10 protein-coding genes and 1 pseudogene are annotated in these 12,916 nt (G+C 69.2%); 2 read left to right on the top strand and 9 right to left on the bottom strand.

Annotated elements, in window-relative coordinates; translation table 11 throughout:
* Positions 1 to 13: 13 nt before the first annotated feature.
* Together glmS and OG272_RS18185 are read right to left on the bottom strand one after the other, a co-directional pair.
* Entirely contained in the window at positions 14 to 1,831 is a 1,818-nt protein-coding gene (gene glmS / locus OG272_RS18190) for a glutamine--fructose-6-phosphate transaminase (isomerizing) (RefSeq protein WP_326582596.1), read from the bottom strand.
* Between the two features lie 27 nt (positions 1,832 to 1,858).
* Positions 1,859 to 2,116, bottom strand: a complete 258-nt coding sequence (locus OG272_RS18185) for a hypothetical protein (RefSeq protein WP_326582597.1) — start codon at positions 2,114 to 2,116, stop codon at positions 1,859 to 1,861.
* Between the two features lie 171 nt (positions 2,117 to 2,287).
* Between OG272_RS18185 and OG272_RS18180 the strand changes: the two are divergent.
* Positions 2,288 to 2,487: pseudogene (locus OG272_RS18180) on the top strand (phosphoesterase); the annotation flags it as partial.
* A 50-nt stretch (positions 2,488 to 2,537) separates the two neighbouring features.
* Here OG272_RS18180 and OG272_RS18175 read toward each other — a convergent pair.
* Positions 2,538 to 3,413 (bottom strand): DUF4429 domain-containing protein, encoded by an 876-nt coding sequence (locus OG272_RS18175; protein ID WP_405894051.1) that lies wholly within the window; start codon positions 3,411 to 3,413, stop codon positions 2,538 to 2,540.
* 104 nt (positions 3,414 to 3,517) lie between these two features.
* On the opposite strand from OG272_RS18175, the gene OG272_RS18170 reads away from it, so the two are divergent.
* Complete coding sequence (locus tag OG272_RS18170; protein WP_326582599.1) at positions 3,518 to 5,119, top strand: beta-N-acetylhexosaminidase; 1,602 nt, start codon at positions 3,518 to 3,520, stop codon at positions 5,117 to 5,119.
* 327 nt (positions 5,120 to 5,446) lie between these two features.
* On the opposite strand, the gene OG272_RS18165 is transcribed toward OG272_RS18170, so the two are convergent.
* The 6 genes from OG272_RS18165 to OG272_RS18140 all read right to left on the bottom strand — a co-directional run bounded on the left by OG272_RS18165 (position 5,447) and on the right by OG272_RS18140 (position 12,722).
* Positions 5,447 to 7,219, bottom strand: a complete 1,773-nt coding sequence (locus OG272_RS18165; RefSeq protein ID WP_328223157.1) for an IucA/IucC family siderophore biosynthesis protein — start codon at positions 7,217 to 7,219, stop codon at positions 5,447 to 5,449.
* Positions 7,216 to 7,779 carry a GNAT family N-acetyltransferase gene (locus OG272_RS18160; RefSeq protein ID WP_328223155.1) on the bottom strand — a complete coding sequence of 188 codons (564 nt, stop codon included), beginning with the start codon at positions 7,777 to 7,779 and terminating at the stop codon, positions 7,216 to 7,218. The genes OG272_RS18165 and OG272_RS18160 overlap by 4 nt, the downstream gene beginning before the upstream one ends.
* A complete protein-coding gene (locus tag OG272_RS18155) occupies positions 7,776 to 9,107 on the bottom strand; it encodes a lysine N(6)-hydroxylase/L-ornithine N(5)-oxygenase family protein (RefSeq protein WP_327729584.1) in 1,332 nt (443 codons plus the stop codon). The genes OG272_RS18160 and OG272_RS18155 overlap by 4 nt, the downstream gene beginning before the upstream one ends.
* Positions 9,061 to 10,506: a lysine decarboxylase DesA gene (gene desA, locus OG272_RS18150; RefSeq protein WP_328507130.1), complete on the bottom strand. Its 1,446-nt coding sequence runs from the start codon at positions 10,504 to 10,506 to the stop codon at positions 9,061 to 9,063. The genes OG272_RS18155 and desA overlap by 47 nt, the downstream gene beginning before the upstream one ends.
* Before the next feature lie 188 nt (positions 10,507 to 10,694).
* Entirely contained in the window at positions 10,695 to 11,552 is an 858-nt protein-coding gene (locus OG272_RS18145) for a siderophore-interacting protein (protein ID WP_405894050.1), read from the bottom strand.
* 117 nt (positions 11,553 to 11,669) lie between these two features.
* Positions 11,670 to 12,722, bottom strand: a complete 1,053-nt coding sequence (locus OG272_RS18140; RefSeq protein WP_326582605.1) for an ABC transporter substrate-binding protein — start codon at positions 12,720 to 12,722, stop codon at positions 11,670 to 11,672.
* Between the last annotated feature and the right edge of the window lie 194 nt (positions 12,723 to 12,916).

Genomic DNA, 12,916 nt, shown 5'->3' with positions numbered 1-12,916 from the left:
TGCCCTTGCCTGCCTACTCGACCGTGACCGACTTGGCCAGGTTGCGCGGCTTGTCGATGTCGCGGCCCAGGGCCAACGCCGTGTGGTAGGCGAGGAGTTGGAGGGGGATGCCCATGAGGATCGGGTCCAGTTCGTCCTCGTTCTTGGGGACGACGATCGTCTGGTCGGCCTTCTCCTGCTCCCGGTGGGCGACGGCGAGGATCTTGCCGCTGCGGGCCTTGATCTCCTCCAGGGCGGCGCGGTTCTTCTCCAGGAGGTCGTCGTCGGGGACGATGGCGACCGTCGGGAGGGCGGGCTCGATCAGGGCCAGCGGGCCGTGCTTGAGCTCGGAGGCGGGGTAGGCCTCGGCGTGGATGTAGGAGACCTCCTTGAGCTTCAGGGAGGCCTCACGGGCCACCGGGTAGCCCCGGACACGGCCGATGAAGAGCATCGAGCGGGCCTCGGCGTACTGCTCGGCCAGCTTCTTGATCTCCTCCTCCTGCTCCAGCATCTCGGAGATCTGGGCGGGGAGCTTGCGCAGGCCCGCGATGATGCGCTTGCCGTCGCGGACCGAGAGGTCCCGGGTGCGGCCCAGGTGCAGGGCCAGCAGCGCGAAGGCCACCGTCGTGTTGGTGAAGCACTTGGTGGAGACGACGCAGACCTCGGGGCCGGCGTGGACGTAGATGCCGCCGTCCGCCTCGCGGGCGATCGCCGAGCCGACGACGTTCACGACGCCGAGGACGCGGGCGCCCTTGCGCTTCAGCTCCTGGACGGCCGCGAGTACGTCGTACGTCTCGCCGGACTGGGAGACGGCGATGTAGAGGGTGTCGGGGTCGACGACCGCGTTGCGGTAGCGGAACTCCGACGCCGGCTCGGCGTCCGCGGGGATACGGGCCAGCTCCTCGATCATCTGGGCGCCGATCATGCCGGCGTGGTACGAGGTGCCGCAGCCGAGGATCTTGACGCGGCGGATCTGGCGCGCCTCGCGGGCGTCCAGGTTGAGGCCGCCGAGGTGCACGGTGGAGAAGCGGTCGTCGATGCGGCCGCGCAGCACGCGGTCCACGGCGTCGGCCTGCTCGTGGATCTCCTTGTGCATGTACGTGTCGTGGCCGCCCATGTCGTACGAGGCCGCCTCCCACTCCACCGTGGTGGGCTCCGCCGTGGTGCGGGTGCCTTCCGTGGTGTAGGTCCGGAAGTCGTCGGCCTTCAGCGTCGCCATCTCGCCGTCGTCCAGCGTCACTATCTGGCGCGTGTGGGCCACGAGCGCGGCGATGTCCGAGGCGACGAACATCTCCTTCTCGCCGATGCCGAGGACGACGGGGGAGCCATTGCGGGCGACGACGATGCGGTCGTTGAAGTCGGCGTGCATGACGGCGATGCCGTAGGTGCCCTCGACGATCCGTACCGCCTGGCGGACCTTCTCCTCCAGGGTGGTGGCCTGGGAGCGGGCGATGAGGTGGGTGAGGACCTCGGTGTCGGTCTCGGAGAGGAACTCGACGCCGTCCGCTTCGAGCTTCCTGCGCAGGTCGGAGGCGTTGTCGATGATGCCGTTGTGGACGACGGCGACCTTGTTGTCGGCCGACATGTGCGGGTGGGCGTTGACGTCGGACGGGGCGCCGTGGGTGGCCCAGCGGGTGTGGGCGATGCCGGTGGTGCCCTTGAAGCGCGCGGGGACCTTGGCCTCCAGGTCGCGGACCCGGCCCTTGGCCTTGACCATCTTCAGACCGGCCGTCTTGGGCGAGGTGACGACTATGCCCGCCGAGTCGTAGCCCCGGTACTCCAGGCGCTGCAGGCCCTCAAGGAGCAGCGGCGCCACATCGCGCTTGCCGATGTAACCGACAATCCCGCACATATATACGTATCCCCTAGCCGTGGATGATCAGCCGTAGACGATGCGGCGCAGCTGCCTGAGCGTGAGCTCCGGCGGCGCGACCGCCCGGTACTTCAGGTCCGCCTCGATCCGTTCGAAGATCGTCGCGTTGACCAGGCCCTGGGCCTGGAGCTCGCGGTGGCGGCGACGGACGTAGCCCTCCGTCGTCTCGTCGAAGAAGGCGAGCACGTCCTGGATCACACGCAGCGCCTCGCCCCGGCTGAGGGGCGAGGATCGCGTCAAATGATCGACAAGTTCGTCGTGCACTCGGTAGATCCTGGGGGACGGAAGCGGGTTTCGCAAGAATTCTGCCCGATATCGGGCAGGGGGCTGTTACTGACCCTTGGGGGAACGTTGAATGTGTTATGAGTGGCTGTTCGTGCGCCGTCCATGCGGCGTCCCGTATTCCGTCGCCTGAGGCGACGAGTTTCGGACGCCATGGACATTCCTCGCATGGGCGTACCCGAGCGGCCGGCCGAGCGCATGAGCATGGCCGAGCAGCACGAGCACCTGCGCTCCACGTTCTCCCGGTTCTCCCGGGCTCGATGATCAGAGGCGGCGCGGTCACGCTCGGCGCCGTCGCGGGCGGCGCGTTCGTCCCGGCCACGGCCCAGGCCGCCACCTCGGCCGCCCCGGTGCGCCCGGAACGCGGGGCGCACCTCCCCTGCGGCATCGGGCGGGCGGTTCCTCACATCCGCTTGAGGACCGCCTGCTTGGCCAGGGTGAACTCCTCGTCCGTGAGGACGCCCGACCTGTGGAGGTCGCCCAGCTCGCGGAGGCGGCGCAGCAGGGCGTCGTGGTCCTCCTCGGGGGCCGGTCGGTCCGGCCGCGCCGGGGGTAGCGTCGGCTGGTGCGGCGCCGGGGCCGACGGGTGCGGGAGGCGGGCCTGTACGGCCGCCGCGACCAGGGCCATCAGCGGGTCCTTCTTGAAGCCCCACAACTCGACGGAGTTGGGGTCGTACTTGGGCGGCGCCTTGGTCGGCGCGTTCCGCACGGTGAAGCGGAGGCTGCCGTTCTCCAGGCCGACCGAGGGGTACCACTCGACGCCCGCTATGTCCGCCAGCGACAGCGTCCGCGCACCGGACGCGGCCTTGGCGTCCTCCGTCTTCCAGTTCCACTCCAGGCGTACGTGGTCGCCGTCGAAGCTCGCGGTGCCGTCCCCGGCGGAGACGGAGAGCGGCACGGCGGGCCCGGCGAGCAGGTAGGTGTCCACCGCGTCGATGGGCACCTCGTCCAGGAGCAGCGCGCCCCGGATCTCGTCCACGAGGTACTCGGCGACGCCGTACCGGTCGGAGTCGACGCTCAGTTGGTAGGGGTCGTTGGCGTCGGTGAGCCGGCCGCCGGTCGCCTGGAGGAGGGGGTCGGAGCCGTCGCGCAGCCGGAGGCGCAGTCGCCCCGACTTCTTGCCCTGCTCGAAGGAGACGCCCGCCAACGCGCCCAGCGGGACGGTGAGTTCACCCAGGGTCTTGCGGAGCAGGCTCACGCCCTTGTCGCGGCCCGGGGTCAGCCGCAGGGTGTCGCCGTCGAAGGTCCATGTGCCGTCCCGCTGGAGGATTTCCGCCATGGGGAGGATTGTTCCACCGGCCGGGGCGACGGGTGGTCTAGACCTGAAGGGGGTGGAGGGGTGATGGTGGGAGCGCACCGTTCGATGGGTGGAGGGAGCTCGTTGTGAGACCGCGCCACGGATCGACCCGTTTTCTCGGTTCGCTGCTGCTGGTGGCGGCCGGGATCTTCGCCGCAGGAGCCGCACCCGTGTCCGAGAACGCCGAAGCCACCGTGATCCCGCTCGGGCAGGTGATACCGGCCCCCGCCTCGGTCCGGGCCGACGGATCGCCGTACCGGCTGACGAGCGGTACGCACATCGTCGTGGACGGTGGTCCGGAGGGCCGCCGGATCGGGGAGTACCTCGCGGGGATCCTGCGGCCCTCGACCGGCTACCGGCTGCCCGTCACCGAACGCCAAGAGGCCGGAATCCGCCTGCGGCTGGCCTCCGGGGAGACGGGTCTCGGCCAGGAGGGCTACCGGCTGGAGAGCGGACGCTCCGGCGTCACCCTCACCGCCCGCGCGCCCGCCGGGCTCTTCCACGCCGTCCAGACCCTGCGTCAACTCCTGCCCACCGCCGTCGAGAAGGACACCGTGCAGCCGGGCCCCTGGCCGGTCGCGGGCGGCACGATCAGGGACACCCCGCGCTACGGCTGGCGCGGCGCGATGCTGGACGTCTCCCGGCACTTCTTCGGCGTGGACCAGGTCAAGCGCTTCATCGACCAGTTGGCGCTGTACAAGTTCAACAAGCTGCACCTGCACCTCTCCGACGACCAGGGCTGGCGCATCGCCGTCGACTCCTGGCCGCGCCTCGCCCCGTACGGCGGCTCCACCGAGGTCGGCGGCGGCCCCGGCGGCCACTACACCAAGGCCGACTACCAGGAGATCGTCCGGTACGCGGCCTCGCGCCACCTGGAGGTCGTCCCCGAGATCGACATGCCCGGCCACACCAACGCGGCCCTCGCCTCCTACGCCGAGCTCAACTGCGACGGTGTCGCGCCCCCGCTCTACACCGGCACCGAGGTGGGCTTCAGCTCCCTCTGCGTCGACAAGGACGTGACGTACGACTTCGTGGACGACGTCGTACGGGAGGTGGCCGCGCTCACGCCGGGGCGCTATCTCCACATCGGCGGTGACGAGGCGAACTCCACCAGCCACGAGGACTACGCGACGTTCATGGACCGGGTGCAGCCGGTGGTCGAGAAGTACGGGAAGACCGTGATCGGCTGGCATCAGCTGACCGGGGCCACTCCGGCGCGGGGCGCTCTCGCGCAGTACTGGGGGCTGGACAGCACGGGCGCGGAGGAGAAGGAGCAGGTCGTTGCCGCCGCGCGGAACGGGACGGGGATCATTCTGTCGCCGGCCGACCGGATCTACCTCGACATGAAGTACGACAAGGACACGCCGCTGGGGCTCGACTGGGCCGGGTACGTGGATGTGCGGCGGGCGTACGACTGGGATCCGGGGGAGTATCTGGCGGGCGCGCCGGCCTCCGCGATCCGTGGTGTCGAGGCGCCGCTGTGGACCGAGACGATCGGGACCTCGGACGATGTTGAGTACATGGCGTTTCCGAGGCTGCCGGGTGTGGCTGAGCTGGGTTGGTCTCCGGCGTCGACGCGTGACTGGGAGGGCTACCGGGTGCGGCTCGCCGCGCAGGGGCCTCGGTGGGAGGCGCTCGGGGTCGGGTACTTCCGGGCGCCGGGGGTGCCCTGGCCTGCGGCGCGGTAGAGGTCGGGGGTACGGGTGCGTCGGCGGGTGCGGGCGGGTGGGGCTTCTCGCGCAGTTCCCCGCGCCCCTGAAAAGCAGGGGCCGCGCCCCGTGCTTGTCGGCCCGCCGGCCCGTCGCCTTCAGGCCCGCCGGCCCGTCGCCTTCAGGACCCCAGGCCCGTGGTCTGTCAGGCCCGCGGGGGCCTGGTCTTCAGGGGCGCGGGGAACTGCGCGATCAGCCCCCACTCGCCCGCAGCCGAACCGCCCGCCGTCGCACACATGACACGGCGGGCACCTCGGAGGACCGTACTCCGAGGTGCCCGCCTGTTTTTGGGGGCCGTGCCAGGGGCTACACGCCCGCGATGGGGTTCTTCAGGGTGCCGACGAGCTGGAGCGCGCCCGCCGGGTCCGCGAGGTCGACCATCTGCTTGTTGTTGCGCAGCTGGAGGCGGTTGAGGCAGGACAGCGCGAACTCGGGGGCGAACATGTCGTACTGGGCGAACTTGTCGGCGAGTTCGGGCATCGAGCGCTGGTAGTCGCGGACGTTCTCGGCGACCGTGCCCCAGAACTCCTCCTCGTCCAGGACGCCTTCCTCGGCGAGGTTCGCGGCCAGGAAGCGGAAGAAGCAGTCGAAGACGTCCGTGAAGAGGGACAGGAGCTTCTTGTCCTCGGGGACCTCGACGCGCAGCCGTTCGACCGCCGGCGGCAGCACCGCCTGCGGGTCCATGACCGCGATCTCCTCGGCGATGTCCTTGTAGATCGCCCGCTCGACGACACCGTCCTTCAGGACGAGGATGACGTTCTCGCCGTGCGGCATGAAGACCAGGTCGTACGCGTAGAAGCTGTGGAGGAGCGGGGTGAAGTACGCCTTCAGGTAGCGGCGCAGCCACTCCGTCGGGGTGAGGCCCGAGCGTGCGATCAGCGCGGCGGCGAAGCCGTTGCCCTCGTGGTCGACGTGGACCAGGGAGGCCATCGTCGCCAGCGACTCGCCGTCCTGGAGCGAGGCCACCGGGCTCTCGCGCCACAGCGCGGCCAGCATCTTGCGGTACGCGGAGAACTTGTCGGTGGCGGCCTCGTACTCCAGGTGCCGGTAGCCGACGGCGGCGCGCTCGCGGATGATCGACAGGCCGGTCGACTTCAGGACCGGGTCGCCGTCGATGAGCCCCGCCAGCCAGTCGTTGATGGCGGGGGTCGCCTCCATGTACGCCGCCGAGAGGCCGCGCATGAAGCCCATGTTGAGGACGGACAGGGCCGTCTTCACATAGTGCTTCTCGGGGCTGGAGCTGTTGAAGAACGTCCGGATCGACTGCTGGGCGAGGTACTCGTCGTCGCCCTCGCCCAGGCACACCAGGTTCCGCTGGGCGACCTCGGCGGCGAAGGTGACGGTGAGCTTGTTCCACCACTGCCAGGGGTGGACCGGGATGAAGAGGTAGTCGGCCGGGTCCAGCTCCAGGTCCGTGAGGACGGAGTGGAAGCGGGCGATTGTCTCCGCGCCCAACTCGTCCCGCAGGAACGCCTCGTACTCGATGCCCACGCCCGCCGTGAACGCCGCCCGTGAGCGGTGCGCGGCCAGCCAGACCAGCTTCACCGGGCTCGCCGTCTCGGGGGCGTACGACAGGTACTCGTGGACGCCGAAGCCGAGGCGGCCGTTGTTGGCGACGAAACAGGGGTGGCCCTCGGTCATCCCGGTCTCGATGGCCTGGAAGCCGCCGTCCACCAGCTCGGCGACCGGCGTCTGCGGCTTGGTGAGCTTGTAGCAGGTGCCGGCGAGGGTGGAGGAGATCTCCTCCAGGTAGACCGGGAGGATCTCGTCGCTCAGGCCGAGGGACTTCTTCAGCTCGATGAAGAAGTCCAGGGCGGCCAGAGGGAGGTCGACGCCGTCTCGTTGACGGGTGATCGAGTCGGCGTCGACCTGCCAGTGGTCGAGGGCGCGCCGGACGGCGGTGAACCCGTAGCGGGTCGAGCCGTCGTCGCTGCGGACCTCGAAGCGGCCGTCGGCGGTGGCCTCCGGCGTGATGAGCCGCTCGTGGGCGAACTCGGCGAGGGCTTTGCGGATGAGCAGGCGATTGGCCCGTGCCCAGCGGTGGGGGGACAGATGCGCTACGGCGTCGGACAGGGTCATACGGCTACTCCTCGGGCAGCCAGGCTCTGGCTGTGAACGAACTGCTCGCGCGTGCAGAAGCTCAGCAGCGCGCGCTTCTCCGGCTTGTCGATCTCGCGGTCGGGGACGAAACCGACGACTTCGTTGAGGGCGTGGACGGCCTTGTTGGACACGTCCGGCTCGACGACGACCCGGTGGGTGGCCGGGTCCTCGAAGAGGTGCGCCATCACGGCGGTGATCACGGACCTGGTGAAGCCGTGCACCGGGGTGTCCGTCGGCGGCACCAGGAAGTGCATGCCGACGTCTCCGGGCTCGGGTTCGTACAGGCCGACGAGTTCACGGTGGGCGGGGTCGTACTTCTCCATGAGGAAGACGGGCTCGCCGTCGAGCAGCCCCAGCAGGGCGTGGTGGTGCGGGTCGGCCGCGATCTCCATGTACGCCCGCTCGACGTCCTCCAGCCTGGCGTCCTGCATCATCCAGTACGCCGCCTTGGGGTGCGTGACCCAGCGGTGCAGCAGTTCGGCGTCCTTCAGCGGGTCGAGGGGACGGAAGGTGAAGTGCACACCGTCGATGCCGGTCATACGGCGAACTCCTGGAACGCGATGGTCTTCTCGACCGGGTAGTACTCCGTGCCGAGCAGCTCCCGGATGATGTACGAGTTCCGGTACGGGCCCATGCCCAGGTCGGGCGAGGTGACGCTGTGCGTGTGGACGCCCGCGTTCTGCAGGAAGACGCCGCGGCCGGTGGTGTCGACGGCGTAGTTGCGGGCCACGTCGAAGCGGCCGTGGCCGTCGAAGCGGAGCCGGTCGTTGATCCCGGCGAGGAAGGCCGGCGGCTGGTAGTGGTAGCCGGTGGCCAGGACCAGGCCCTCGGTCTCGATCTCGTAGTCCTTGCCCTGCTCGTCCTGGCGCAGGCCGAGGGTGTACCGCCCGTCCTCGTAGGTGGCGCTGTTGAGGGACGAGTTGGTGAGCAGCCGGGTCGGGACCGGGCGGCCGCCGCTGGTGACGTTCTTCTGGTACAGCAGGTCGAAGATCGAGTCGATCAGGTCCCCGTTGATGCCCTTGAACAGGCCCTTCTGCTGCTTCTCCAGCCGGTAGCGGGTCTCCTCGGGCAGCGCGCGGAAGTAGTCGATGTAGTCCGGGGACGTCATCTCCAGCGTCAGCTTGGTGTATTCGAGGGGGAAGAACCGCGGGGAGCGGGTGACCCAGTTGAGCTGGTAGCCGTGGACGTCGATCTCGGAGAGGAGCTCGTAGTAGATCTCCGCGGCGCTCTGGCCGCTGCCGACGATCGTGATCGACTTCTTCGCCTGGAGCTCCGCCTTGCGGTGCATGTACTCCGCGTTGTGGAAGAGGTCGCCGCCCAGGCCCTGGCAGGCCTCGGGGATGTACGGGACGGTGCCGGTGCCGAGGACGAGGTGCCGGGCGTGGAGGACGTCGCCGTCGGCCGTCCTCACGGCGTAGAGCCCGGCCCCTTCGTCGTACGTCACCTCCGTCACCGTCGTGCTGAAGCGGACGTTGCTCAGCCGGTTCGCGGCCCAGCGGCAGTAGTCGTCGTACTCGACCCGCAGGGGGTAGAAGTTCTCGCGGATGTAGAACGAGTACAGACGGCCCGAGTCCTTCAGGTAGTTCAGGAAGGAGTACGGGGAGGTCGGGTCGGCGAGGGTGACCAGGTCCGACATGAACGGGGTCTGGAGGTGGGCGCCGTCGAGGAACATCCCCGAGTGCCACTCGAAGTTCGGCTTCGAGTCCAGGAAGATCCCGTCGAGTTCGGCGATGGGCTCGGTGAGGCAGGCCAGGCCGAGGTTGAAGGGTCCCAGTCCGATGCCGATGAAGTCGTGGGTTTTCACGGCGGATTCAGCGGGTTCAGGAAGCGACGCGGTCAAGGGATTCTCCCAGGTACTGCTCGGCATGGCCGGCGATCAGATCGAGTACGGCGGCGATGTCCTCGGCCGTGGTCTCGGGGTTGAGCAGGGTGAACTTCAGGTAGTGGCGACCGCCGACCTTGGTGCCCGCGACCACGGCGTCGCCGGAGGCGAACAGGGCCTTGCGGGCGTACAGGTTGGCGCGGTCGATCTCGGCCGGGTCGGTCACGGCCTCGGGGATGTAGCGGTAGACCAGCGTGGACAGCTGGGGCTCCACGACCACGTCGTAGCGCGGGTCCGCGGCGAGCAGTTTCCAGCCCTCCTGAGCCAGGTCGCAGACCTCGTCGAAGAGCTCGCCGATGCCGTCGGCGCCCATCGTGCGCAGCGTCATCCACAGCTTGAGCGCGTCGAAGCGGCGGGTGGTCTGGAGGGACTTGTCGACCTGGTTGGGGATGCGCTCGGTGACCATACGGCGCGGGTTGAGGTACTCCGCGTGGTAGGTGGCGTGACCCAGAGTGGACGCGTCCCGGACGAGCACGGCGGACGAACTCACCGGCTGGAAGAAGGACTTGTGGTAGTCCACGGTGACGGAGTCGGCGCGCTCGATGCCGTTCAGGAGGTCGCGGCGCTTGCGCGAGACGAGCAGGCCGCAGCCGTAGGCGGCGTCGACGTGCATCCACGTGCCGTACTGGGCGCAGAGCTCGGCTATCTCGGGCAGCGGGTCTATGGAGCCGAAGTCGGTGGTGCCGGAGGTGGCGACGACGGCCATGGGGACGAGGCCGTCGTTCTTGCAGCGCTCCAGCTCACGGGCGAGGGCCATCGTCTGCATGCGCTTGTTGCCGTCCACCGGGACGGAGACGACGGCGTCCTGGGCGAGGCCCAGCAGTTTCGCCGACTTCTTCACGCTGAAGTGGCTGACCTCGGAGGCGAAGATCCGCAGTTTGGCGAGGTCGTCGGTCTTGGCCTCCTCACGGGCGAGGAGCAGGGCCTGGAGGTTGGACTGCGAGCCGCCGGAGGTGAACACGCCGTCGGCGGAGGGACCGAACCCGATGCGCTCGTTGGTCCAGTCGATCAGTTTGCGCTCGATCAGGGTGCCGCCGGCCGACTGGTCCCAGGTGTCCAGGGAGGAGTTGACGGCGGAGAGCACCGCCTCGCCGAGCACGGCCGGGATGACCACCGGGCAGTTGAGGTGCGCGAGGTAGCGCGGGTGGTGGAAGTAGATCGCGTCGCGGAGGTAGACGTCCTCCAACTCGTCGAGGACGGCGGCCGTGTCGTGCAGCGGCTTGTCGAGGTCGATGTTCTCGATGCCGGGGGAGAGGGCGTCGACGGTGACACCGGTGAACGGTCGGTCGGTGGTGGCGAGTTTGGCCGCCACCCGCTCCACGCCTTCGGTCACGGTGCGGCGGTACCGCTCCGCGGTCGTGTCATTGAGCAGGTGCGAGCGCATGGGGAGGTCCTCCGAGCGGGGCGGTCCGGGCGGGACGGAGAGGTGAGTGGGGGAGAGCGGAATCACGTCGTCCTACTTAGGTAAGCCTAACCTAATTAACTTGAGTGAAACCCAGGCTCAGTCGTGACCGTGGTCACTTCGGTGGCTCTGGTGGCTCTGGTGGCTCGGGTGGCTCGGGTGGGCCTGGGCTACTCGCCGCGCTCCCGTAGCTGCTCCTCCGTCAGACCCTCACGCCAGTACCCGACAAAGGTCACCCGCCGCCGGTCGAGCCCGCGATCCCGCACGAGATGACGGCGCAGCTCCTTCACCCGGCCGGACTCACCGGCGATCCAGGCGTACGGCAGCCCGCCGGGCGGCAGTTGGGCTTCGCGGATCGAGTCCAGGGCGGTCGGCGCCCCTTCCGTCCGCACCAGCCAGGTGATCTCGGCGTCGGCCTCGGTGGCCAAGTCCTGGATGTCCGCCGCATGGTGGACCTCCAGCCAGACCCGGGCCCGCGTCCCGGCGGGCAGCGACTCCAGGATCGCCGAGGCGGCGGGCAGTGCCGTCTCGTCACCCCAGATCAGCACCAGGTCGGCATCGGCCGGCGGCCGGAAGCGGATCGCCCGGTTGTCGGCGATCGCGGGCCCGAGCAGCACGACCCGGTCACCGGCCCGCACCGCCGACGCCCACCGCGACGCGGGCCCGGCGGGCACGGCGGCCCCCGGCTCCACGCCGTGCAGCACGAAGTCGATGTCGATCTCGACGGTGTCGCCGTGCGGGTCGGAGCGCAGCCCCCGCAGGGTGTACGAGCGCATCACCGCCCGCACGTCGTCCGGCAGTTCCCGCCACGCCTGCCACCAGCCGTCACCCAGCTCATAGGGCACGGCGGGGACGTCCTGCCCCGGCTGCGGCAGGAACAGCGACAGCGACTGGTCCCTGCCGTCGGACCGGAAGAACCTGAGGTCGTCCCCCGCGAACGAGACACGCACGAGAGACGGCCCCAGCCGCCGCGTCCGTACGACCTGAAGGGCAAAGAAACGGAACGTGGCGGCTACGGCCGTCGTCATGAGGTGGCTCCTGGATCAGGGGCGGGGGACGTGTGCGGGAGGGGCGAGCTCGGCGAAGTCAGGGGCGCGGGGAACCGCGCGACCAGCCACATACGACCCGCGGCCGAACTGCGCGGGTCAGCTGACCTTCTTCGCGTTCTCGATGGCCTCGGCCAGCTCCTCCAGGAGCGGCGCGCACTTGTCGTAGGACAGGATCGGCTCGGGGTTGCGCCCGATCACCTGACCGGCCTTCACCGCCGGCAGCTTCTTCCATGTCGCCTCTTCGATGGCGTCCGGCTGGATCGCCGACGTGCGGTTGTCCATGATGATGACGTCCGCGTCGTACTTGTCGACGTTCTCCCAGCTGAGGTTCTCGAACCAGCCCCCGCTGGCCTTCAGCGCGGCGGCGCTCGGCTCGACGAAGTTCACGCCGAGGGCCTTGAAGTACTCCAGGTCGATGGAGAGGTTCGAGCCGGAGACGTAGAAGATGTCCTGGCTGGCGGAGCCGGCGAGCACCTTGATGTCGGGCTTGGCCTTGGTGGCCGCGCGCAGCCGGGCGGCGGCGTCCTCGAACCGCTTCTTGGCCGCGGTGGTCTTCTCCGACCGCACGTCGGCGCCCAGGGACTTGGCCAGCTCCAGCATGCGCTGCAGGGGCTCGGTCATCTGACGGTCGTACGCGGAGATGCCGACGCTCGGGGCGAGCTTGGCGATCTTGTCCTTGGAGGTCTCGGGCACGTACCAGAGGGTGCCGGCGTCGTCGAACAGCGTGGTGATGAGGACGTCGGGGGCGAGGGCGGCGTACTTCTCGACGTTGAACTCGTCCCAGACGTTGCCGAGGATGGTGAGCTTGCTGATGTCGAGGTCGCCGGCCTGGACGTCGGCCTTGCCGTCGGTCGTCCTGGTCGGCCCGAAGACGCCCTTGACGTCGATGCCGTAGTCGTACAGCGCGGCGGCGACACCCACGAACGCGACGATGTTCGCCGGGACCTTGTCGGTCTTGGCGGTCACGCCGCGGTCGTCCTTGAACGACCAGGGGCCGGACTTGGCGGCAGCCGTCTCCTTGCCGGAGCCAGTGCTGCTGCTCGTCGCGTCCTCGTCTCCACAGGCGGCGAGCACGGCACCGAGACCGAGTGCGCCACCGGCGGCGAGGATGCCACGGCGGGTGAGGTGAGCGGCTCTGGCGTTGGACATGTGTATGGCTACTTTCGAACGGGGCGAGGCGTCGCCCGAGGGTGAGTTCGAAGGTAGGTTAGCCTAACCTCATTACTTGTCCAGGGGGTGGTTCCAGGTAGTGGAATGCCCAGGTCGACGCCTGCCCTAATCTTTGAGTTGCCTGTGAATCGAAGGCGGGCGGGGTGTACTGGAGGGTGAGGGTGTCTGAATCG

It is taken from the genome of Streptomyces sp. NBC_00104 (assembly GCF_045160825.1).
Taxonomy (GTDB): Bacteria; Actinomycetota; Actinomycetes; order Streptomycetales; family Streptomycetaceae; genus Streptomyces.
The sequence above is the reverse complement of the archived record's forward strand: the minus strand, read 5'-3'. Positions and strand labels throughout refer to the sequence as shown.

What these genes read in the sequence shown, in the direction of transcription:
- OG272_RS18175 (WP_405894051.1), bottom strand. Translation starts at nt 3,413, where the DNA reads ATGGCGGAAATCCTCCAGCGGGACGGCACATGGACCTTCGACGGCGAC.
- OG272_RS18140 (WP_326582605.1), bottom strand. Translation starts at nt 12,722, where the DNA reads ATGTCCAACGCCAGAGCCGCTCACCTCACCCGCCGTGGCATCCTCGCC.
- OG272_RS18145 (WP_405894050.1), bottom strand. Translation starts at nt 11,552, where the DNA reads ATGACGACGGCCGTAGCCGCCACGTTCCGTTTCTTTGCCCTTCAGGTC.
- OG272_RS18165 (WP_328223157.1), bottom strand. Translation starts at nt 7,219, where the DNA reads ATGACCCTGTCCGACGCCGTAGCGCATCTGTCCCCCCACCGCTGGGCA.
- OG272_RS18160 (WP_328223155.1), bottom strand. Translation starts at nt 7,779, where the DNA reads ATGACCGGCATCGACGGTGTGCACTTCACCTTCCGTCCCCTCGACCCG.
- OG272_RS18155 (WP_327729584.1), bottom strand. Translation starts at nt 9,107, where the DNA reads ATGCCGAGCAGTACCTGGGAGAATCCCTTGACCGCGTCGCTTCCTGAA.
- desA (WP_328507130.1), bottom strand. Translation starts at nt 10,506, where the DNA reads ATGCGCTCGCACCTGCTCAATGACACGACCGCGGAGCGGTACCGCCGC.
- glmS (WP_326582596.1), bottom strand. Translation starts at nt 1,831, where the DNA reads ATGTGCGGGATTGTCGGTTACATCGGCAAGCGCGATGTGGCGCCGCTG.